The sequence below is a fragment of the Ekhidna sp. genome (assembly GCF_964218185.1).
Taxonomy (GTDB): domain Bacteria; phylum Bacteroidota; class Bacteroidia; order Cytophagales; family Cyclobacteriaceae; genus Ekhidna.
This window is the reverse complement of record NZ_CAXPLV010000008.1, coordinates 275,790-296,600: the sequence shown is the minus strand read 5'-3', so window position 1 is coordinate 296,600 and position 20,811 is coordinate 275,790. Positions and strand designations below refer to the sequence as shown.

At 40.2% G+C, this 20,811-nt stretch carries 20 protein-coding genes; 9 read left to right on the top strand and 11 right to left on the bottom strand.

Translation table 11 applies throughout. The features are described from left to right. Positions 1-105 precede the first annotated feature (105 nt). Both rho and ACEQZT_RS14040 read left to right on the top strand, forming a co-directional pair. A complete protein-coding gene (rho, locus tag ACEQZT_RS14045) occupies positions 106-1,695 on the top strand; it encodes a transcription termination factor Rho (protein ID WP_370090084.1) in 1,590 nt (529 codons plus the stop codon). Between the two features lie 107 nt (positions 1,696-1,802). Continuing rightward, a complete protein-coding gene (locus ACEQZT_RS14040) occupies positions 1,803-2,867 on the top strand; it encodes a hypothetical protein (RefSeq protein ID WP_370090083.1) in 1,065 nt (354 codons plus the stop codon). A 55-nt stretch (positions 2,868-2,922) separates the two neighbouring features. Here ACEQZT_RS14040 and ACEQZT_RS14035 read toward each other — a convergent pair whose 3' ends face one another. The 7 genes from ACEQZT_RS14035 to ACEQZT_RS14005 all read right to left on the bottom strand — a co-directional run bounded on the left by ACEQZT_RS14035 (position 2,923) and on the right by ACEQZT_RS14005 (position 10,395). Then, positions 2,923-4,128, bottom strand: a complete 1,206-nt coding sequence (locus ACEQZT_RS14035) for an NAD(P)-dependent oxidoreductase (protein WP_370090082.1) — start codon at positions 4,126-4,128, stop codon at positions 2,923-2,925. Positions 4,129-4,190: 62 nt separating this feature from the next. Beyond that, complete coding sequence (locus tag ACEQZT_RS14030; RefSeq protein WP_370090081.1) at positions 4,191-4,373, bottom strand: hypothetical protein; 183 nt, start codon at positions 4,371-4,373, stop codon at positions 4,191-4,193. Between the two features lie 16 nt (positions 4,374-4,389). Beyond that, positions 4,390-5,919: a glutamate--tRNA ligase gene (gene gltX / locus ACEQZT_RS14025; protein WP_370090080.1), complete on the bottom strand. Its 1,530-nt coding sequence runs from the start codon at positions 5,917-5,919 to the stop codon at positions 4,390-4,392. A 71-nt stretch (positions 5,920-5,990) separates the two neighbouring features. Beyond that, positions 5,991-6,368, bottom strand: coding sequence for a RidA family protein (locus ACEQZT_RS14020; RefSeq protein WP_370090079.1), 378 nt, complete (start codon positions 6,366-6,368; stop codon positions 5,991-5,993). Between the two features lie 9 nt (positions 6,369-6,377). Further along, positions 6,378-8,216 (bottom strand): glutamine--fructose-6-phosphate transaminase (isomerizing), encoded by a 1,839-nt coding sequence (glmS, locus tag ACEQZT_RS14015; protein ID WP_370090078.1) that lies wholly within the window; start codon positions 8,214-8,216, stop codon positions 6,378-6,380. Between the two features lie 12 nt (positions 8,217-8,228). Beyond that, the gene (locus ACEQZT_RS14010) at positions 8,229-9,593 is read right to left on the bottom strand and encodes a DUF4270 family protein (RefSeq protein ID WP_370090077.1); all 1,365 of its coding nucleotides are present in this window, start codon (positions 9,591-9,593) and stop codon (positions 8,229-8,231) included. Next, positions 9,586-10,395: a glycogen/starch synthase gene (locus ACEQZT_RS14005; protein WP_370090076.1), complete on the bottom strand. Its 810-nt coding sequence runs from the start codon at positions 10,393-10,395 to the stop codon at positions 9,586-9,588. The genes ACEQZT_RS14010 and ACEQZT_RS14005 overlap by 8 nt, the downstream gene beginning before the upstream one ends. Before the next feature lie 113 nt (positions 10,396-10,508). Between ACEQZT_RS14005 and panC the strand changes: the two genes are divergently transcribed. The 6 genes from panC to ACEQZT_RS13975 all read left to right on the top strand — a co-directional run bounded on the left by panC (position 10,509) and on the right by ACEQZT_RS13975 (position 15,793). Next, positions 10,509-11,360, top strand: a complete 852-nt coding sequence (gene panC / locus ACEQZT_RS14000) for a pantoate--beta-alanine ligase (RefSeq protein ID WP_370090075.1) — start codon at positions 10,509-10,511, stop codon at positions 11,358-11,360. A 7-nt stretch (positions 11,361-11,367) separates the two neighbouring features. Further along, a complete protein-coding gene (gene panD / locus ACEQZT_RS13995) occupies positions 11,368-11,718 on the top strand; it encodes an aspartate 1-decarboxylase (RefSeq protein ID WP_370090074.1) in 351 nt (116 codons plus the stop codon). A gap of 5 nt (positions 11,719-11,723) precedes the next feature. Further along, positions 11,724-12,710: a lysylphosphatidylglycerol synthase transmembrane domain-containing protein gene (locus tag ACEQZT_RS13990; protein WP_370090073.1), complete on the top strand. Its 987-nt coding sequence runs from the start codon at positions 11,724-11,726 to the stop codon at positions 12,708-12,710. A gap of 101 nt (positions 12,711-12,811) precedes the next feature. Beyond that, complete coding sequence (locus ACEQZT_RS13985) at positions 12,812-13,504, top strand: zinc metallopeptidase (protein WP_370090072.1); 693 nt, start codon at positions 12,812-12,814, stop codon at positions 13,502-13,504. A 120-nt stretch (positions 13,505-13,624) separates the two neighbouring features. Continuing rightward, positions 13,625-14,764 (top strand): acyl-CoA dehydrogenase, encoded by a 1,140-nt coding sequence (locus tag ACEQZT_RS13980; RefSeq protein WP_370090071.1) that lies wholly within the window; start codon positions 13,625-13,627, stop codon positions 14,762-14,764. A 114-nt stretch (positions 14,765-14,878) separates the two neighbouring features. Next, positions 14,879-15,793, top strand: a complete 915-nt coding sequence (locus tag ACEQZT_RS13975; protein WP_370090070.1) for a helix-turn-helix domain-containing protein — start codon at positions 14,879-14,881, stop codon at positions 15,791-15,793. Here ACEQZT_RS13975 and ACEQZT_RS13970 read toward each other — a convergent pair. The 4 genes from ACEQZT_RS13970 to ACEQZT_RS13955 are packed head-to-tail and all read right to left on the bottom strand — an operon-like array spanning position 15,790 to position 19,415. Beyond that, positions 15,790-16,167, bottom strand: coding sequence for a hypothetical protein (locus ACEQZT_RS13970; RefSeq protein ID WP_370090069.1), 378 nt, complete (start codon positions 16,165-16,167; stop codon positions 15,790-15,792). The two genes, ACEQZT_RS13975 and ACEQZT_RS13970, sit on opposite strands and share 4 nt — an antisense overlap. Beyond that, a complete protein-coding gene (locus tag ACEQZT_RS13965) occupies positions 16,145-16,504 on the bottom strand; it encodes a hypothetical protein (RefSeq protein ID WP_370090068.1) in 360 nt (119 codons plus the stop codon). The genes ACEQZT_RS13970 and ACEQZT_RS13965 overlap by 23 nt, the downstream gene beginning before the upstream one ends. Positions 16,505-16,527: 23 nt before the next feature. Then, positions 16,528-17,670: a Na/Pi symporter gene (locus ACEQZT_RS13960; protein ID WP_370090067.1), complete on the bottom strand. Its 1,143-nt coding sequence runs from the start codon at positions 17,668-17,670 to the stop codon at positions 16,528-16,530. Positions 17,671-17,699: 29 nt separating this feature from the next. Beyond that, on the bottom strand, positions 17,700-19,415 hold the full coding sequence (locus ACEQZT_RS13955) for a Na/Pi cotransporter family protein (protein ID WP_370090066.1): 1,716 nt from the start codon (positions 19,413-19,415) through the stop codon (positions 17,700-17,702). Between the two features lie 225 nt (positions 19,416-19,640). Between ACEQZT_RS13955 and ACEQZT_RS13950 the strand changes: the two genes are divergently transcribed. Beyond that, positions 19,641-20,810 (top strand): porin, encoded by a 1,170-nt coding sequence (locus ACEQZT_RS13950; protein WP_370090065.1) that lies wholly within the window; start codon positions 19,641-19,643, stop codon positions 20,808-20,810. The last annotated feature ends 1 nt before the right edge of the window (position 20,811 follow it).

The window sequence follows — 20,811 nt, the reverse complement described above, 5'->3', positions numbered from 1 at the left end:
AAACTCATCCGGGTTTTTCAGCTTAACAAAGCAAACAAGCGATTACCACGTATTCTTCGGAATCATTTTACAATTAAATTTTGAAACCCACTTTTATACACAGTTATGTACACTTTAGATGATCTTAGTGTAATGCTGCTATCCGAATTGAAGGAGATAGCAGAGAAGCTAGGAATTAAGAACCACAAGAAACTTGCAAAGCAGGACCTTATCTACGCTATCCTCGATCAGCAGGCAAGTATGCCGGAAGGCGAGATCAAAAAAATCAAGAATGAAACTTTAGGCGGAGCATTGGCAGAGGAGCCAAAAGCTGAGAAAAAAGCAGCACCTAAAAAGGAAAAATCTGACAAGGACAGGAAAGACGATAAGTCAGATAAGAAAGAAAGCAAAGATCGCCCTGATAATAAGCGTCGTGATGATAAGAAGAGCGATGATAAGAAAGGAGACGATAAAGATAAAGAGAAGAAAGATGGCGACAACAAGGATCGTCAGGAGAGAGACAGCCAGAGAGCAGAGCGTGAGGCAGAGCGTCAGGAGAAGCGAAGAAAAAAAGAAGCTTACAACGAGGAAATCAAAGAATTTGATGGTGTAATTGAAAACGAAGGCGTGCTGGAGATCATGCAAGATGGTTACGGATTCCTTCGATCTAGCGATTATCACTATCTGGCAAGTCCGGATGATATCTATGTATCTCCATCACAGATCAAACTTTTTGGCCTAAAGACCGGAGATACCGTAAAAGGTCAAATCAGACCACCGAAAGACGGTGAGAAGTACTTCGCACTTTTAAAGGTGGAGACTGTAAATGGTAAAACCACTGAAGAAGTAAGAGATCGAGTTGCGTTTGAGTACCTGACTCCACTTTTTCCACAGGAAAAATTAAACCTAAGCACTAAGCCAGATAATTATTCAACTCGTATTCTTGACCTTTTCTCTCCAATAGGAAAAGGGCAGAGAGGGATGATTGTAGCTCAGCCAAAGACCGGTAAGACTGTTCTTTTGAAGAATGTTGCTAATGCAATTGCTGAGAATCACCCTGAGTGCTATTTGATGGTATTGCTTATTGATGAACGTCCGGAGGAAGTGACAGACATGGCGCGTTCGGTTAAAGGCGAGGTAATAGCTTCAACTTTTGATGAGCAAGCTGATAAGCACGTAAAAGTATCAAACATGGTACTTGAGAAAGCTAAGCGAATGGTGGAGTGTGGTCATGATGTGGTGATCCTTCTGGATTCAATCACACGATTGGCGAGAGCTCACAACACAGTAGTGCCTTCATCAGGAAAAATTCTTTCCGGAGGTGTGGATGCTAATGCACTTCATAAACCTAAGCGATTCTTTGGTGCAGCCAGAAATGTAGAGAATGGTGGGTCACTAACGATCATAGCTACTGCATTGATTGAGACTGGATCAAAAATGGATGAGGTAATCTTTGAAGAATTCAAAGGAACCGGTAACATGGAACTTCAATTGGATAGAAAACTTTCGAATAAGCGCGTATATCCTGCGATTGACGTGCCTGCATCAGGAACCAGACGTGAAGATCTATTGATGGATCCTGAAGAGCTGAAGCGAGTTTGGATACTTCGCAAGTTCATGTCGGACATGAATAGCAATGAAGCGATGGAATTTTTGCTAAGCAAAATGAAGGGTACGGCCAATAATGATGAGTTCCTGGTCAGCATGAATGGCTAGTTCGTCGAACAAAAATTAAATCTAAAGCCAGACTTAGGGGTCTGGCTTTTTTTATGTGCCTCAACGAATAATTACAATAAATCTTTAAATAGGTAAACTCTATCACTATGAAAAAACTATTTGCTGCATCACTTTTAGGACTTTTTGTTCTTACCGGATGCCAAAATGATGATGAACAAACTGTAGACCTAACACCAGAAGAGGCATCAGCGGCTATCAATGCTACGGCTGATAAGATGGGAGATGATATTATAGCACTGGTAGAATCAGACGGTGCGCATGCTCTCCTTGATTTTGCGAATTTAGTCGAAGGGTCTTCGGTAATAGGTGGAAGAAAAAGTCAAAAGGCCTGGACCAAGGAACGATTGGATTTAATTATTCAATATTTCGTGAATGGCCCGGCAGCAAGAACGAATAATACCGAACCTACTTCCTTTGATGAAATAAAAGGACTGTATGAGTGGAATCCGGAAACCCAGGATTTTGATAAGGAGGCTTCTGAATATTTCATAGTAAAATTTCCTACTGAAGGTTCAGAAACCAATAATGCTGAACTGAAGATATCGCAACTAGAGTTTGTTACGATTACAGAGGATCATGGAGAGTTTGTAGATCAATATGAGTTGCCAACGGTCATTGTGGGTTATGTTAAAGTCGATGACGTTACGCTTATAGAGCTTGATTTTGCAGCAAACTGGTCTAGTACTGGGAATCCTGAAGAGGCTGAAGTTTCTCTTTTCATAAAGCCGTTCACTTTTGTGCTGGACTTTAAAAACACATTTGCGAATAAGACCTCTCTCCTTACCAGTATCTCAATTGATGACGAGGTGATCGTCGGAATTGATGTAGAGGTAACTTTTGAATCTGATGCTAAAGAGAATCCACTTGAATTTGAGGGCTATGTTCAATACCGAGATTTAAAAATCGTTGGAAATGTTGATCTGAGTGAAATCACCGATGATTCTGATCCTAACGATTATATCAATCTAGACCTTTACTCCGGCAATTCTAAATTGGGGGATATCATCTTCGAGTTGGAAGAAGTTGAGCCAGGATTTAATGACTATGTGCCATATGTAAAATATGCAGATGGCAGCACTGAAAATCTTGAAGAGATTATGGAGCCGGTTTTAGCTGAGATTGAAGAACTCTTTGCAGAATTTGAAAACTAACAAATAGCGATAGCTTTCATTTAATAAAAACCATCCGACAATGGCGGATGGTTTTTTATTTTCCATCAACATAATCCTGCAAGTAGGAATACTTGTCAGTCAGCTTTCCATCTTTGGTAATGGTCGCTCTTTCAATAATGCCTTTCTCATCATTTCCGAGCAAATGAGGTATTACATTATTTACCAATTCATTTCCGAAGCTTTCTGAAGCATCTCTGGGCAGCTCACATGGCAAATTATCTACTGCCATCACTGTGATGTTTCCTTCATCCGTAAGCGCCTGCTCTACCTCATCATCAGTTGGATTGTAATCATAGATCGGGTCGTCTATAGTGCTGGGCTTTTTTGTCGAAGGAATAGAGCCTTCAATATCGCAGGTGATATCGGCAATTACTCTAATATCGAAATCGTCTCGGATTATGTCCTGTCTTTGAAAAAGTACAGGAGCAGCCGGATCCCAAAATGCACATGCGATTAAAATGTCCGTGACCTTCGAATATTTTAAAAAATCACCTTCATATAATTCAGGATTCTTATAGAATTCGTTTCGATGAAACGCGCCACCGTCTATTCGTTTGTTATAATCTCTGGAGTTGAGTTGAGTGAAGACAGGTTCGTTGAATCGTTGAGTTAAAAAATCATAAGGAGTAACCTGACTGATGCCGGCACCTAATAATACTTCCATAGCTCCTTTGGCAACACGCCCACCTCCTGTAAGAGCAATCTTGATATTAGGAAGTTTGATTTTGCTAAACTCAGTTTTCAGATCATCATAGTCAAAGCACTCATGAGCTCTTCTTAGGTTAAAAAGATTGTACCGTTTGCCATAGGTCCAAAGTCCATTATACGCACCTACTATACCAGCCCACCTACCAAAAGCAATAATTCGATTACCACTCTCATTTGTAAGTGTTTCCCAATCTATCAGACGGATTTGTTTATCCAGAATGGATCGTAGCAAATCTCTGTTATAATCTTGCTTTTTAATGGTGTGAGAGAAGAAGAAGTGGGTTTTATTAGGAACTAACTTGGGTATTGGCACCTCTTTAACCCCAAGAATGATATCACAATCATCAATAGAATCTACCACTCTGAGACCGGCATTTCGATAGTCGTCATCTGAAAAGCACCTGATATCACTGGATTGAACGACTAGTTCAACATCAAAATTTTCTGTGATTTGTTTTGCTTGGATAGGAGTGAGAGGTACACGCCTGTCTATCGGAATTTTTCCCTCTTTGATAATGCCAATTTTAGTCATAATCGCTTAGTAGTAATTGGTGCGAAATTAGTCAATTGGCTGGTAGCTGATGAAGCAGCTTGCTAGTCTTTTTTTATGTCATCCAAATCATCTCGATCCTTCAGTTTTTTATCTTTCACATTTTTGTTGAGAAACTGGTTGAGTTTGTCAATTGGCATATTGGACGAGATTTCACCAAATGAATCTACATTTAGCTCTAGTCCATCCAGATCCTTATGTACACGGGCCTTTTCTTTTTTGCTCATAGCCTTTTAGTCTTTTCTACTTTTCTAACGCTTCTATTGACGATTTAATTCGCAAAGCGGCCTTTTTTCCGCTCATAATCTCAATCATTGTCATTAGGTCAGGACCAGAACCTTCGCCGGTAAGAACCAGGCGCAGTGTCTGCATAAACTGACCCGGCTTGTATCCCGCACTTTCAAGAGTTTCCCAAAACAAGGTTTTCGCTGATTCGGCGCTGATATTCTCATGATTTTCGAGGGTATCAGCAAACAGAGTCAACGCTTTTGGCGATTCTTCATTCCATTTTTTACTCAACACCTTCTCATCAAAAGAAGTTGGTGCTTGGAAAATAGCCAGTCCTCCATCTGCAAACTCTGTTGGAAAAGTGACACGCTCTTTGAGTAAGTCTACAATTTGAATGGCTGTTTCGGATGGGCAATCAATATTGTATTTCTGCTTGTATTCTTTAACCAGATCAGCAGCGAAAACATTGGAATCAGTCGCTTTGATGTATTGTTGATTAAACCACTTGGCCTTATCAAAATCGAACTTTGTGCCTGCCTTGTTAATCCTTTTCTCAGAAAATTCTTTGGTCAACTCTTCAAGCGAAAATATCTCCTGCTCCGTTCCAGGATTCCATCCCAGAAATGCTAAAAAGTTGATTAATGCCTCTGGTAAAAAACCAGTCTCTTTAAATCCCCGAGAGAGATCGCAGGTTTCAGGATCTACCCAGTTCAATGGAAAAATTGGGAAGCCAGCTTTGTCAGCTGCACGCTTGCTTAGCTTCCCATTTCCATCAGGTTTGAGAATAAGTGGGAGGTGCGCGAATTGGGGCATTTCATCTTCCCAACCTAAAAATCTGTATAACAGCACATGAAGTGGTGCTGAAGGTAACCATTCTTCGCCTCGTATAACATGAGTGATTTTCATCAAATGATCATCAACAATGTTAGCCAGATGATAAGTAGGCATCCCATCTGATTTCATAAGGACCTTATCATCGAGCACTTCAGTGTGAACCATGACCCAACCTCGAACCATGTCATTGAGTCGGACCTCTTCCTTTTTAGGTATTTTAATTCTAATTACGTAAGGGTCACCATTGTCCAGTCGTCGTTGCACTTCCTCTTTGTCAAGTGTCAAAGAGTTTTTCATGGTAGTTCTTGTAATCGTGTCGTATTGTGGGTTGACGACCCTTGCTTCTTTGAGTCGCTCCCTCATTGCTTCGAGTTCCTCAGGTGTATCAAAAGCATAGTATGCATTACCATCCTCGATGAGTTTTTCTGCATACTTTCGGTAGATGTCTTTCCTTTCAGACTGCCGATAGGGACCGTATTCGCCTCCCTGATCAGGGCCTTCGTCTGGAGCTATCCCGCACCAATCCAGTGTTTTTTTTATATAATCTTCAGCGCCTTCTACAAAACGAGTTTGGTCAGTATCCTCAATTCGTAGTATAAATGTGCCATTATTTTTTTTGGCAAATAAATAATTGAACAGGGCAGTTCTAACTCCTCCAATGTGGAGGCCTCCAGTGGGGCTTGGGGCAAATCTTACTCTTACGTTTTCCATCTATACTTTTGAATTGGAGCGCAAAAATAAGAATCAGAAGACTGAAAGATAAGCCAGACGGCATGTATTACTCAGAATGTAGCAATGCAGGAGATTTCCACATTAACTCCTTTAGGAAGCTTGCTTACTTCTACTGTTTCCCGGGCTGGTGGATTTTTCTGGAAGTACTTTCCGTAAACATCATTAATGCGGGCAAAGTTATCCATGCTGGAAACGAAGATGGAGCATTTTAAAACATGTTCAAATGATAACCCTGCTTCCTCCAGAATATAGCTCAGGTTCATCATTACCTGTTCTGTTTCTTCTTCTATTGATCCTTCGATGAGGTTTCCGGTCGATTGATCGATAGGGATTTGACCTGAAACATACAGTGTGTTTCCTGATTTTACCGCTTGAGAATATGGCCCGATTGGAGCAGGTGCTTTTTGTGAGTTAATAATTTCCTTCATTTTGGAAAGTTATTCCACTGTCACCGATTTTGCCAAATTTCTGGGCTGATCTACGTTCGCGCCTCTCATTACAGCTATATGATAGCTTAAAAGCTGTAGTGGTATCACAGAAACAAGTGGCATTAAAGATTCATGAGTTGCCGGAACCTCTATAGTAAAGTCTGCCATCTTAGGAATCAATGAATCACCCTCTGTTACAACAGCAATCACAATACCCTTTCTCGCTTTTACCTCTTGGATATTGGAGACAATTTTATCGTAGCTGCTGTCTCTAGTTGCAATTACCACCACTGGCATGTTTTCATCAATGAGGGCTATAGGGCCGTGCTTCATTTCAGCAGCTGGGTATCCTTCGGCATGGATATAAGATATTTCCTTCAGTTTAAGGGCACCTTCAAGGGCAACAGGAAAATTATAGCCTCGACCTAGATAAAGAAAGTTGCTGGCATTTTTAAACATGTCTGATATTTCCTCAATCTGGTCGTTGGACTTTAAGGCTTTTTCTACTTTTTGTGGAATTAGACTAAGTTCAGTCAACAGTTCTCTGAATCTACTTTCCGCAATAGTGCCTTTGTTTTTAGCTGCTCGAAGAGCAATCATATAAAGGACGGTGAGCTGCGCAGTGAATGCTTTGGTAGACGCCACACCAATTTCAGGTCCGGCATGAAGATAAGCTCCCTCGTGGGATACCCTGGAAATTGAGGACCCAACAGTATTTACAACTCCTAATACGATTGCCCCCTTAGTTTTAGCAAGCTCTATAGCTGCTAATGTATCGGCTGTCTCTCCTGACTGGGAAATAGCAATAACAATGTCACCTTCCTTGATAACCGGATTTCTATACCTGAATTCGGATGCATACTCAACCTCAACAGGTATTCTGCAAAGATCTTCAAATATATATTCAGCAACTAGCCCAGCATGCCATGAGGTTCCACATGCTATAATTATAATTCGCTCGGCATTTTCTAGTGCTTTAGCATAGTTTCGAATACCGCCGAGAACCAATTCTCCACTTTTGCTATTTAGTCTTCCGCGCATGCAGTCGGCTATTGAGATTGGTTGTTCGAAGATTTCCTTATGCATAAAGTGCTCATGACCACCTTTCTCTATGGCTTCCAGCTCTAATTCCAACGTCTGTATGTATGGAGTTTGGGGAATGTCCTTTGAATCCTTGATATGATACTCACTGCCCTCTATGACGACAATTTCCTCGTCCTTCAAATAGATGACTTCATTCGTATGTTCGATAATAGGCGTGGCATCTGAAGCGAGGAAAAACTCATCTTTCCCTAGTCCTAAAACAAGTGGACTGCCTTTTCTGGCAGCCACCATTTTATTTGGATTCGCCTTAGAAATAATTGCAATTGCATATGCGCCTATGACCTTAGAAAGTGCTATTCTTAAGGCATCTTCCAATGGGATATCTTCCTTTTTCTTGATATCCTCTATAAAATTGACAAAAACCTCAGTGTCTGTTTCACTTTCGAAGGTGTATCCTTTATGAATAAGATCTTCCTTAATAGCACCATAGTTTTCAATAATACCATTATGAATCAGAGCCAATTCACCGCTATTGGATAGGTGGGGATGTGCATTTACATCGTTCGGCTCCCCATGGGTGGCCCATCGCGTATGACCTATTCCGATATGGCTTTTCAAACTCTGATTGGAGGTGATTGCTTGGAGATCAGATACTTTACCTTGCTTCTTAAAGACATCTATCTCTTTATTTTCAATTACGGCAATTCCAGCACTGTCATACCCTCTGTACTCAAGTCTTCTTAATCCATTAATAAGAATTGGGTATGCTTCCTGCTTTCCTAAATATCCAACGATTCCACACATTTGATGTTCGGATTATTGATCAACTTCTGTATAGTACAACCTTAACTTAATACCATTTGGTTTAAAAATAGTTCGTTGAAGAGAAGTACTTTCAGAAGAAAGTAAAACCAAATCATCTATTTGAATTGATGCGCCTGTAGAGGGGTTAATAAAAGTTAATGTGCCAGCATCATATACATTTAGAAGTTGTTGATAGAATAGTGTTGACGGAAATAAAATCTCACTTTTATTACTGTTTAAAGTAGCAACAGCAGGTAGGGACTCCCTACCTAAGTAACCATTGTCTGACATGACAATGTTCCCAAAAGGATTACTAAGAATTGCAGGGCCGTAGATACCTTTATCAGCTTTTCTGAAATAACTCATGAAACTCACCAATGTGTCACGATTATCTTCAGAAATAAACTCAAATGAAGTAATTGCATTATTTATTAAAATTCTTTCGTTTTCTTTAAAGAATTCTTCAAGTTCTTTGATAGAAAAAGAAGTGCTTATTCCGGCAAGTGGATCAATGATGGTTTGTCCATTTGATAGAGCAAAATCAGACTTTTCTGTTATTCCGTCATAACCCGAACCTAATCTATTCCTGTCTAGATATGTGTAATGCTTTCCACTGAGCCTGAAATAGGTCAAGTAGGTAGTGTCTTTTGCATCAGGATCAACAGGCGAACTAAATATTATCATCCTACTTGTATCAGACAGGAGATTCATGGAAGCAATACTCTCAGATGATGAGCCAGAAATAATGCCTAGTGATTTAAAAACTGATGTCGAAATTGTCTTTGAATCATCTTCGGCTATATCACCTATTTGAGAAAATATTTCTTGAGCATATATATTGTCAAGTTTTATTCTAAATAGAGTATCTAGTGCCACATTAATTGATTTGGAATAACTCCCTATCATACTACCAGTTGCTTGTTGCAAGTTTGATAAATAGATGGCACCATTTTCGAGAGTGTCCTGAAGTTCATATAAATCAAACTCAATATATGTATCACCTCTTTGGGGAATTGTTGCTCCAGTTTCGAAAGTTACAATAATTGAATCTAATTTTATTGTATCTGAAGATTCGTTAACCCCTCTGGGTAGTGGCCCTTTTTCGTAGGAAAACTGAAAATAACCCTCTGCTGAAACACCTCCTGTTAATGGATCAAAATGCTTGCCAACTAGAATGCGGTTTTCTCTGTCCGTCCTTAAGCTATCTATATAAACATTAGTCGCTGGAAGAGTGAATTCCACGAATTTAACATTGGCATCAGTGTCTAGTCCATATTTGATACCAAGATCATTTTGAGTTTCACAGCCGAAAAAAACCGGGATCAAAAGCATTAATCCCGGTTTCAACATATTTTTAATTGAGAGTTTCTTAGCCAATAAGTTCATTGTATAAGTTGTAGTAAGACTCTTCAAAATTTTCATCCTTTTCAATCGTGTCAGTTTTCTTGTCTCCTAAATCTGAAATTAGCTTTTTGAAGCTTTCAGTGTTTTCCTCTTTCGCATTGATCACAGCATCCGCATATTGCATGCCAAGCTTAACGAAACCATCATAATCCGCAGTTTTCAATGGGTCAAGCATTTGGTCGTCAATATCGATCATTTTCACCTTTTCTAACAAGTCATCTCCAAATTTGTGCTTGAATCGATTGTTATAAATTGTGAAAACGGTCTTGGAATCCTTATAAATAGGATCGTTTTTATATGTCGTTTTCGTGTAAAGAGGAATTAAGCTTGTCATCCAGTCATTACAGTGAATGATGTCAGGCGACCAACCTAGTTTCTTTACCGTTTCTAAAACGCCCTTGCAAAAGAAAATTGCTCTTTCGTCATTGTCTTCAAAAAAGTTGTCTTCTTTATCAAAGAACACAGATTTTCTATAGAAGTAATCTTCATTATCAATGAAGTAGACTTGCAACTTGGCATTAGGTATAGATGCCACTTTGATTACTAGTGGCTTCTCTTCGTCACCAACTGCAATGTTGATTCCAGATAATCGTACAACCTCGTGCAAACGATTTTTCCGCTCGTTTATCAGTCCGAATCGTGGAACTAAAATCCTGATTTCCATTCCCCTTTCCTGCATTGCCTGGGGCAGCCTTCTCACAAACTCCGCTACTTCTGTGGTTTTGAGAAATGGATTGATCTCGCTTGCCACATAGAGGATTCTAATGTTTTCCATACGTGCTATTGATTTATTTCTTGATGGGACCTTAAAAATGAGCACAAATTTACCATTTTTTTGATTTATTATCAACGCTTTCAATAAGTTAGCCGATTAAAACAAAAGTCTATATGCGCGTTTTGAGCGCTTCCATCGAGCTCTCCAATCTTATTTCTGCCCTGAAAAAGGAAGGTAAATCAATCGGATTTGTACCTACTATGGGAGCCTTGCATGAAGGGCATTTTTCCTTAATACAACGAGCCAAGGATGAAAATGAGGTTGTGGTTGTCAGTATTTTTGTAAACCCACTTCAGTTTAATAATGAGCAAGATCTAGCCAAATATCCCAGAATTATTGAGCAGGATTTAGAGGGATTAAAGAAGCTAAATATTGATGTGGTTTTCACCCCATCAGAAAAGGAGTTGTATCCAGAGAAGCCTGTTGTTTCTATTGATTTCGGTAAAATGGCTACAGTTCTTGAAGGTGAATTCAGGTCTGGGCATTTTGAAGGAGTTGGGATAGTTGTAAGTAAGCTTCTGCACCTTACACAGCCTGATAGAGCTTATTTTGGATTGAAGGATCTTCAACAATTTATTCTGATAAGGAAGATGTGCACTGATTTGAATTTTCCTACAGAAATAATCGGGGTGGGGACGGTAAGGGAAGATTCTGGTTTGGCACTGTCATCTCGTAATGCTCGTTTGTCTGATAAGGGGAGAAAGGAGGCCACAATTATTTTCAAAGGGCTTAATCGCTTTAGGAGTGGGATTCTGAAAAAAGAGGATTTCGATTCAATACTGAAGAATGTGAATGAAATGTTTTTTAGTGCTGAGGGCTTTGATTTGGAATATCTGCGAGTAGTTGACCCTGCTGATTTATCTGAGATCAAATCTTATGATACAGTGACTGAACTTGCTGTATGTGTTGCGGGTTATGTAGAGGGCGTAAGACTGATCGATAATTTATATTTGCGCCTCAAATAGGAAGGGCATGTTCATAGAGGTACTCAAATCAAAAATTCACAGAGTAAAAATTACTGAGGCGGAGCTTCATTATGTAGGATCTATTACCATAGATGAGGATTTAATGGATGCTGCAAATTTGATTGAGAATGAAAAGGTTCAGATCGTCAACATTAACAATGGAGAGCGACTGGAAACATATGTGATCAAAGGAGTAAGAGGCTCAGGTCAAATTTGTCTCAATGGTCCTGCAGCGCGTAAGGCTCAAGTTGGTGATATCGTCATCATTATATCTTATTGCTCTGTAGACAGAGAGGAAGCGAAATCACACGAACCAATTGTTATCTTCCCTGATGAAAAGAATCGGCTTGGTTCTTAATCTGAATGTCCAAGAAATATATCACACTTTTCAAGATTTTAGTAAGTGCTGCACTGGCAGCAGCACTTTTATATCTAGTATTTAGAAACATAGACTGGGTTGAATTCTGGGATCGTGCCAGATCGGTTGATTATAGCTGGGTCATACTTTCAATTCTACTTTCAATTGTTGCCTATGTTGCTCGCGCTTATCGATGGAATATCCTCTTGGAGCCCCTCGGATATAATTTGAAAACCTCAAGAACAACTTTGGCGGTTCTGATTGGCTACTTAGCCAACCTGGCACTACCAAGGCTTGGAGAATTAACGCGATGTGGAGTGCTGAAACGGAACGACAATGTGGAAGTTCCTGCCGCGCTTGGGAGTGTTGTTACAGAGCGAATTATAGATGTGTTGACTTTGTTCTTACTTATTCTCGTCAGCTTAATTGTAGAGTCAGATCGTCTTTTACAATTTCTATCTAGCGCCTACAGGGATTTAAATATTCCATCGTATTTGGTCATTTCATTAATAGGTATTGGGGGTATTGGTATAGTTGCCTTGGTTCTTTTCCTGAGGAAGCAGGATAAGCTAAAAGGAAAAGTAGCTGAAATAGTAAAAGGATTTGTCTCTGGATTACTTTCTCTCAAAAGCATCCAAAGGCCGGTTGGTTTTTTACTGTCTACTGCTGTTTTGTGGATAGTGTACTTCTTAATGTCATACATCATTATATTCTCACTACCAGAGACAGCACACCTGGGAGTTGGTGCTGGTTTTATGCTTCTTATTACAGGCGGAATCGCTCTTTCAATACCTGTACAAAGTGGATTTGGAACTTATCATGGTATGATTGCCGGCATGCTTTTACTCTACTCGGTAGATGAAACTACAGGTGTATTTCTTGCTACTTTACTTCACACATCTCAGATTCTTGCAGTTGCTTTGTTTGGAAGTATTGCCTTGATTATTTCTTTTATGATTAGGCGGAAGACTAGGCAGCAGGCGACAAAATGACAGATAGAAAATCTGGCTCGAAATTGGTGGAACATTAAACAATCAATTGTCGTATTTTCGATACTTGGCATTGATTTATGAAATCATAAAAAAGAAGAAAAATGTTGTTAATAATTATTGTGGTGTTCATGATTGCCAGTTGGGCAGTCAGCACTCGTTTGAAAAATAAATTCAAAAAATATTCTCAGGTTCAGTTAGGTTCTGGGCTTTCTGGAAGAGAAATAGCCGAATTGATGCTGAGAGATAATGGGATTTATGATGTGACAGTTACTTCCGTTCAGGGAAAGTTGACAGATCATTATAACCCGGCCAACAAGACCGTAAACCTAAGCCCTGATGTCTACAATGGAAGGTCAGCAGCGGCCGCAGCGGTAGCAGCGCATGAGTGCGGTCACGCGGTTCAGCATGCTAAAGCTTACCAATGGCTTGAGTTTAGATCAGCGATGGTGCCGGTGCAAAATGTTAGTGCCAAGGTGATAAACGCCGTATTCATGATGATGTTTTTTGGTGCCTTCCTGTTACCACAGGTCATACCTTTCCAACTGGCCATTTTAGTCATTATTGGATGTTATAGTGTATTTACACTTTTTGCATTCGTCACACTTCCGGTAGAATACGACGCAAGCAACAGAGCGCTAGCATGGATTAAGGATAGAAATATTGTGGATGATAGTGAGCACGCTATGGCAAAAGATGCGTTGAATGCGGCAGCATCAACATACCTTGTGGCTGCACTGGGAGCTCTGGCTACCTTACTTTATTATGTGATGATTTTCCTAGGTAGTCGCGATTAGGATTACTGAGAAAAAAGATATACTAAGCCCCAAACATTGGGGCTTTTTTTATGGTTGATAGTCTACACAGCCAACAATGAATATATTTGCGGCCAATTCTTAATTAAATCCGACAATCAGATGAATTTCAACTTTACAGAGGAGCAATTAGCAGTAAGAGATGCAGCAAGGGATTTCGCTCAAAAGGAACTTTTGCCTGGAGTAATTGAGCGTGATGAGAAACAGCAGTTTCCTGCTGAGCAAATCAAAATGTTGGGAGAGTTGGGATTCATGGGGATGATGACCGACCCTAAATATGGAGGTAGTGGCATGGACTCTGTTTCGTACGTTTTGGCGATGGAAGAGATTTCAAAAATTGACGCCTCTGTTTCGGTTTGTATGTCTGTAAATAACTCACTGGTGTGCTGGGGTCTGGAAAAGTATGGCAATGAGGAGCAAAAAGAAAAGTACCTCACGCCTTTGGCCAGCGGTCAGAAAATTGGCGCATTCTGCCTTTCTGAACCAGAGGCTGGGTCTGATGCAACATCTCAGCGAACTACTGCAGAAGACATGGGTGACTATTACCTTCTAAACGGAACTAAGAATTGGATCACAAACGGAAATTCTGCTTCGTACTATATAGTGATGGCTCAAACTGATCCTGAGAAGAAGCACAAGGGGATCAATGCGCTGATCGTGGAGAAAGGAATGGAGGGCTTCACAGTCGGAAAAAAAGAAGACAAGCTTGGAATCAGAGGTAGTGATACTCACTCGCTTATGTTTCAGGATGTAAAAGTCCCTAAGGCTAACAGAATAGGTGAAGATGGATTCGGGTTTACGTTTGCCATGAACACACTTAATGGTGGAAGAATTGGAATTGCGTCGCAAGCGTTGGGTATAGCATCCGGAGCTATGGAGCTGGCACTAAAATATGCTCAAGAGCGAAAAGCGTTCGGAGTAGAGATCGCTAAACATCAGGCTATCCAATTTAAACTGGCAGATATGGCCACTCAAATTGAAGCCGCAAGACTATTGTGTCTAAAAGCAGCTCAGAAAAAAGACGCTGGAGAGGACTTCTCTCGAGAGGGCGCTATGGCAAAATTATTTGCATCTGAGGTAGCCATGAAACAAACTGTAGAAGCCATTCAAATCCACGGTGGATATGGATACGTGAAGGAATATCATGTGGAAAGATTGATGCGTGATGCTAAGATCACCCAGATCTATGAGGGTACTTCTGAAATACAGCGAATCGTCATTTCTCGAAGTTTATTGAAATAGTTCAATACACGAAACTCTTCACCCCCTTCGTTTATTAGGTTTTGAGGATGAATATTATTAGATTCGTCCTATTATTTTACTATTTATTAATAGATTAACCAGCTTTATTCATAAATGGAGGATTACAATAAGATCATAGAGTCTCTTGAAATTCGATTCGTAAAGGCTAAAAATATTAATATTTTGAAGCCTGTCACGATTGATAATAACTATGAGGTTGAAAACTATCTTTTGCTTGTAACAGGCGGAGAAATAAAGTTTGGTAAAGAAAAAGAGGTAGCAACCGAAGGTGATGTGATCTTCGTTCCTGGAGGTAGACCAATATCGATGAGCTACGGGTCTGGATCGCCTACCATCTTATCTAAGGATGATTTTCTAACCAATAAAGATCAGTTTCTGAAGTCTTCAAGTGAGCACACGGTAAGTGAGGAGCACTATAGTTACGTAGCATTTGACGCCAAGGCATTTGACTCTGTAAACTTCTTTTCATCTCTGGATATACCTCCATTTAAAATCGAGGAGAACTATAAGCTGGCCGGGCTTATTAAACAAATCACTGATGAGGTGAAGGATAGCATGCCGGGCCGTGATAGGATCGTTAAAGTGCTCACGGAGAATATGACGATTGAGCTTATCCGTTACATTCTGAACAATAGTTTGTTTGTGGAAAAATTGGCCACCAACAGCACTTACTTTAAGGATCCACGACTCATAGATATTTTCACTTTCATCAAAGAGCATTTGTCAGATGATCTTTCTAATAAAGTGCTAGCCAATGTGGCTAATGTATCTGAGGATTACGTTGGTCAATACTTTAAGATGTTGACTGGGATTAATCCGCAGGATTATATCGAGTATCAGCGGATGGAAGCAGCTGTGAATCTTTTGAGGACCAGTAAGAAAAGCATTAGAGACATAGGTAAGGAGGTAGGCTATAAGGATACAGCCTATTTCTGCAGACGTTTCAAAATGATGTTTGGAATTCCTGCCGGTAAGATGCGAAGAAGAGAGTCCTTGATGAACGTCTAATCTTCTTTCACTTCAGTTTTTTTCTTGTCTTTTGAAGGTGTTTTTGGATCATCCGAATCATCCATTACCCCACTTAAAAATTTCTCAAGATATGGAATTGCCAATGCTGTGAGTCTGGATGAGATTCCATTGGATGCGGATTTGCTTTTCTTTTTCTTCTTTTTTGGCCGATCTTCTTCCTCGTCATCATCAGCAAAAAGGGTAAAGATCCAGTATCCAACAATTGCTACAAGCCCGGCAATAAGTGCGATTTTACCTACATGCTTTGCTTTTTCTTTCAGCTCGTCTGAATCACTGCTCAATTGCAGCTTTAGCTTCTCCTCCCTCCGGGTGAGTGCTTTTACCTGATCCTCAATTGTTTCTTTCTTGCTCATATTTGGCTTCTTCTAATTTTACAATAGCCGTTTCAATCCACCGTTGCAGTTTTCTTGATTTTACCAAAAGAACCACCACCACAATCAAAAACAAATATGCGCCCGCAATGATCAGGTAGCCTAGGTAAGTACTGTCAAGACTTGTATTGATCATTTCCGCAAAAGCAAAGGTGAGAAAGAATAGGAAAAAAAGTGAAAGCATGGCTAGCATGGACAGTGCGATAACTCCGGAAAGCATCTTAGCCACACGAGAGATAATTCTAAGCTTTATCTGCTCGGTTTTTATTTCAATAAACTCAACTATGTTGTCGATCACTTTTCTTGCCGAAGATGCCATATTAGCGATGTTTAGTCACAAAGCTAATCTTCTGTTGTGATTTCCACAGGATCTTGTGATTTTTCATCCTGAGAAAAGTAGATCAGTGTAAAAGGGATCAAAAAGAAAGCAAATAATACATAGGCAAAACCTACCAGTCTTATGTTCATCGTCACCCTTCCCATTTTTTTAGCCAGATAAACGGGAATGTTTGAGAGGTAAGGGATTAGGAAGAAGAATATTACCCCTGTCAGGTTAAATAACAGATGAACTATTGCCAGACTGATGGCTGCATCTGATTGGAAAATTGCTGCCAACAAGGCAGTAATCGTGGTTCCAATGTTTGCACCCATGATGAACTGAAATGCTTTCTTGATTTTTACCTTTCCTGTGGCCACAAGCGGGACAATTAGAGATGTTGTCAAGGAGCTAGACTGAGCAACAGATGTAATCACCAGCCCCCATCCGAATGCTCTGTACTTGTTTTTGAAAACCACATTTTCAAAACGATCCTTGGTCTTTCCAATGAGGATTTTATAAAGCCATTTTGAGATGAACTTTATACATGCAAAAAGTATAATAACACCAAAAAGAAGTGTGAAAATAGGGCCGAAAGAAGATAGTATCCACTCAGTTCCTACGTCAAAGATAGAGGTGAACCCGTAGCTTCCTGACTGGCCAACTTCTACTTTGTCAACAATGTGAATAGCTGAGGAAATGTGCGCACTTATTCTTTCGAGAAAGTGATAGTTCACTTCGATTGGAAATAATATGAGTACAGTTAGAATGTTGAAAAAGTCATGTGAGGTACCAGCTGCTACTGCTTTTCTAAACTCCTTCTGCTTAGAAATATAGCTAAGTGAAATAATGGTACTTGTAATAGTGGTACCAATATTGGCACCCATTACAATGGGTATAGCATTTTGCAGACTGATCGCTCCAGAAGCTACAGTTGCCACGGTAATCGAGGTGGTGGTGGAGCTACTCTGCAATAGTGCAGTAGAAAGCAAGCCAATGAAAAGTCCAATAAATGGATTAGCAGTCACGGTGGAAATCGTGTCTGCCAGTCCGCCTGTCATTTCCCCAATCGAAAGTCCCATCAGCTCAATAGAGAGCAGAAAAAAGAGTATCGACAGGACAATGACAATGGTCCTTGACGTTATAGTTTGGAAGCTACTTTTTCTCATGTCTGATGACAAGAGTAGATCGCTGCTAATCATTCAACCTCTAGCTCTTCTTTTAATTCCCTTTCTTTTTCACCAGTCATGGCTTCAGAAACGTTTATGGCATGGTCGCCGACCTTTTCACACAGGTGGAATAGATCCTTGTACCATCCATCTCGTTGTGGATCGTACTTATCTTTTTTGATATCCTTAGTGAGGTCTTTTCTCAGTGAATTTCTAAGGTTGTCAATTTTCTCCTCAACGATCATGGCTGTCTCTAAAGAGTTAATCTTACCAGTTGAATCAAGATGCGCTACCATAATAGAAAGCGCTTCATCGATTAAGTTCATCATCTCTTGAAGGCCTTTTACCTGCTTGTTTTTAAAGGTCTTTCCACTTTTTAGAATTCGATCAACGTCGCGAGACATTTGGAAGAAGATATCTCCTATTCGCTCCAAATCATTGACAGCACTTAGCAGGCTAGTCATTTTAATCGTACTAGTATTACTTAGGGTTCCGGATGACACCTTCATCAGGTATTCGCTGATTTCCTGCTCCATTCGATCCGTCATGATTTCGTAATCACGGATTTTCTTAAGTAGCTTCTTTTGCTTTTTAGGTTTTTCCTCAACAATCAGGTTTTGGAATTGCTTTGACATTTTTTGTGTCATTTCACCTAAACGAACAGTTTCTTTTCTCGCTTCTTCAATTGAAAGTTCAGCTGTATTCATCAGCCCTGTGCTGATGTACTCCAGTTTAAACTCCTCTTCTCCGCTTGATTTTATGACTTTCGTTACCGTAGCTGCGATGAAATTCACAAACCAAATAAGGAGGAGTGTATTCATTATGTTAAAGCAGGAGTGGAAGATTGAAAGTGCAATCGGAATGCTGGTGGCTGTAACAAAAGGTGAATCAGAGCCACTTGATACCAAATACCAGTCTACTAGATTGAGTGCTGGTCTTATTAGAACAAGTATCCACAATACACCGAAGATATTAAATATCAGATGTGAAAGAGCAGCCCTTTTGGCATGAACGTTACCAATAATTGCTGCCAGGTTAGCAGTGATGGTAGTGCCAATGTTTTCCCCGAGCACCATTGCTGCTGCCAATTCAAACGGAATCCATCCATTGTTGGCCATAACTAACGTGAGGGCCATAGCAGCACTTGATGACTGAACGATTACTGTAAGACCTGTTCCAATAAGTACAAAAAGTAAAATGGATAGGTAGCCTAAATCAGTATATCGGCTTAAAAACTCTAGTATTTCAGGATTCGATTTTAGATCTGGCACAGAATCTTTCAGTAGTGCAAGCCCCATAAAAAGGAGCGCAAATCCTACAAGTACTTCACCCCAAAACTTGACCTTTTCCTTGTTGAAAAACATTAATGGGAAACCAATGGCAATAATTGGTAGTGCATAGCTGGCGATCTTTACCTTGAATCCCACGATTGAGATCAGCCATGCAGTGATGGTCGTCCCGATGTTGGCTCCCATGATTACTCCGATGGACTCTGTAAGTGACAAAAGCCCAGCATTTACAAAGCTTACTACCAACACCGTAGTGGCAGATGATGATTGAACTAAACTTGTGATTGTAAATCCGGTAAAAACTCCTTTAAATCGATTTGAAGTCATCGAGCTAAGGATGTTCCTCATTTTATTACCTGCTACCTTTTGGATACCCTCACTCATCACTTTCATTCCGTAGATGAAGAATCCTAGGGCTCCTATTAAACTAAGTATTTCGAAAAGTCCGTACTGCATGATCTCTAATTAATTGAGGTGCAAAGTTATTCCTATAATGTTTCGTGTATGTTAAGAAATTGTGTTGTATAGGTGTTGATTTTAGAAGCGCTGAGTATGGCGATGAACCCGAATTCTTGGTTTAGGCAATGTTAACGTACTGTTAACTATTTAACATAGGGGAAATAATTGAATAACATTAAAGCTCTAACATTGCGGCTGAATTGAAGGGATCATTAAAAAAACATGAAATTTTCTAAATATTTACTCTTTCTACTGATGTTGGGTGCGTTTGGCACGCGAGCTCAAGACGAAACATCGAGCACATGGGGCAAGCGCCTGAGCTTTGTTGCCAGCGACTCCACTTTTGCTTTCAAATTCGGCTTCAGATTTCAAACACTGTATGATGGAAGATATAACCTGAATACAGATGTATATGAGGATGCACTGTTGGTGCGAAGAACTCGATTGAAGTTTGACGGATGGGCTATAGATCCAAAGATTGTATACAAACTAGAGTTAGCGGTTTCGAACAGGGATCAGCGAAGCGGGCATAATATAGAGTCAGGCAATACCGCCAACATTGTTTTGGATGCGGTGGTAAAATGGAATTTTGCTGAGAATTGGCATGTGTGGTGGGGACAGACCAAGCTGCCAGGCAATAGGGAGCGGGTAATTTCTTCACAGAATCTTCAATTTGTAGATCGAAGTTTGGTGAATTCCAGATTCAACCTTGATCGGGATGTCGGAATTCAGCTTAGGCACAAAAGTGCCGGAGATAAGTTTAGGCAGATTTTGGCGATCTCTATGGGGCAAGGTAGGAATGTAACCGACAGAAATCCGTCTGAGGGATACCAAATCACGGGAAGGTTAGAGTTCCTTCCAATGGGATCCTTCACAGGGAAAGGGGACTACTTTGGGTCAGATTTGAAAAGAGAGCCTACCCCGAAGCTATCAATCGGTATCACTGGAGACCTTAATACAAATGCCGTTCGAGAACGTGGGAATCTCGGTGATTTTGTAAAATTACCAGATACAGATCGAGATTATTTGCCAACCGACTTAACATCCTTCATTGCTGATATGATGTTTAAGTACAATGGATTCTCATCAATGTCTGAGTTTGTAATTCGCTCGGCAGGAAACAATGCCGACTTATATGGAACTGGTACAGGTTTCGTTTTTCAGGCAGGCTATTTGTTCCCTTCCAATTGGGAAATAGCTGGTCGGTTTACGACTATAGATGCTGAGAGCACGCAGCTGGTGTTTAATGATCAGAAAGAGTACACTCTTGGATTGTCACGATATATTTCTGGTCATGATCTGAAATTCCAAAGTGACATTAGCTACCAGACCTTTCCAGGTTCTACCACCGAGTATTTGATTTTCAGGTTTCAGACAGAAATTGCCCTTTAGA

Excerpts from the sequence above, each read along its gene's own strand:
- rho (WP_370090084.1), top strand. The coding sequence starts at position 106 with ATGTACACTTTAGATGATCTTAGTGTAATGCTGCTATCCGAATTGAAG.
- ACEQZT_RS14040 (WP_370090083.1), top strand. The coding sequence starts at position 1,803 with ATGAAAAAACTATTTGCTGCATCACTTTTAGGACTTTTTGTTCTTACC.
- ACEQZT_RS14035 (WP_370090082.1), bottom strand. The coding sequence starts at position 4,128 with ATGACTAAAATTGGCATTATCAAAGAGGGAAAAATTCCGATAGACAGG.
- ACEQZT_RS14030 (WP_370090081.1), bottom strand. The coding sequence starts at position 4,373 with ATGAGCAAAAAAGAAAAGGCCCGTGTACATAAGGATCTGGATGGACTA.
- gltX (WP_370090080.1), bottom strand. The coding sequence starts at position 5,919 with ATGGAAAACGTAAGAGTAAGATTTGCCCCAAGCCCCACTGGAGGCCTC.
- ACEQZT_RS14020 (WP_370090079.1), bottom strand. The coding sequence starts at position 6,368 with ATGAAGGAAATTATTAACTCACAAAAAGCACCTGCTCCAATCGGGCCA.
- glmS (WP_370090078.1), bottom strand. The coding sequence starts at position 8,216 with ATGTGTGGAATCGTTGGATATTTAGGAAAGCAGGAAGCATACCCAATT.
- ACEQZT_RS14005 (WP_370090076.1), bottom strand. The coding sequence starts at position 10,395 with ATGGAAAACATTAGAATCCTCTATGTGGCAAGCGAGATCAATCCATTT.
- panC (WP_370090075.1), top strand. The coding sequence starts at position 10,509 with ATGCGCGTTTTGAGCGCTTCCATCGAGCTCTCCAATCTTATTTCTGCC.
- panD (WP_370090074.1), top strand. The coding sequence starts at position 11,368 with ATGTTCATAGAGGTACTCAAATCAAAAATTCACAGAGTAAAAATTACT.
- ACEQZT_RS13990 (WP_370090073.1), top strand. The coding sequence starts at position 11,724 with ATGTCCAAGAAATATATCACACTTTTCAAGATTTTAGTAAGTGCTGCA.
- ACEQZT_RS13985 (WP_370090072.1), top strand. The coding sequence starts at position 12,812 with ATGTTGTTAATAATTATTGTGGTGTTCATGATTGCCAGTTGGGCAGTC.
- ACEQZT_RS13980 (WP_370090071.1), top strand. The coding sequence starts at position 13,625 with ATGAATTTCAACTTTACAGAGGAGCAATTAGCAGTAAGAGATGCAGCA.
- ACEQZT_RS13975 (WP_370090070.1), top strand. The coding sequence starts at position 14,879 with ATGGAGGATTACAATAAGATCATAGAGTCTCTTGAAATTCGATTCGTA.
- ACEQZT_RS13970 (WP_370090069.1), bottom strand. The coding sequence starts at position 16,167 with ATGAGCAAGAAAGAAACAATTGAGGATCAGGTAAAAGCACTCACCCGG.
- ACEQZT_RS13965 (WP_370090068.1), bottom strand. The coding sequence starts at position 16,504 with ATGGCATCTTCGGCAAGAAAAGTGATCGACAACATAGTTGAGTTTATT.
- ACEQZT_RS13960 (WP_370090067.1), bottom strand. The coding sequence starts at position 17,670 with ATGAGAAAAAGTAGCTTCCAAACTATAACGTCAAGGACCATTGTCATT.
- ACEQZT_RS13955 (WP_370090066.1), bottom strand. The coding sequence starts at position 19,415 with ATGCAGTACGGACTTTTCGAAATACTTAGTTTAATAGGAGCCCTAGGA.
- ACEQZT_RS13950 (WP_370090065.1), top strand. The coding sequence starts at position 19,641 with ATGAAATTTTCTAAATATTTACTCTTTCTACTGATGTTGGGTGCGTTT.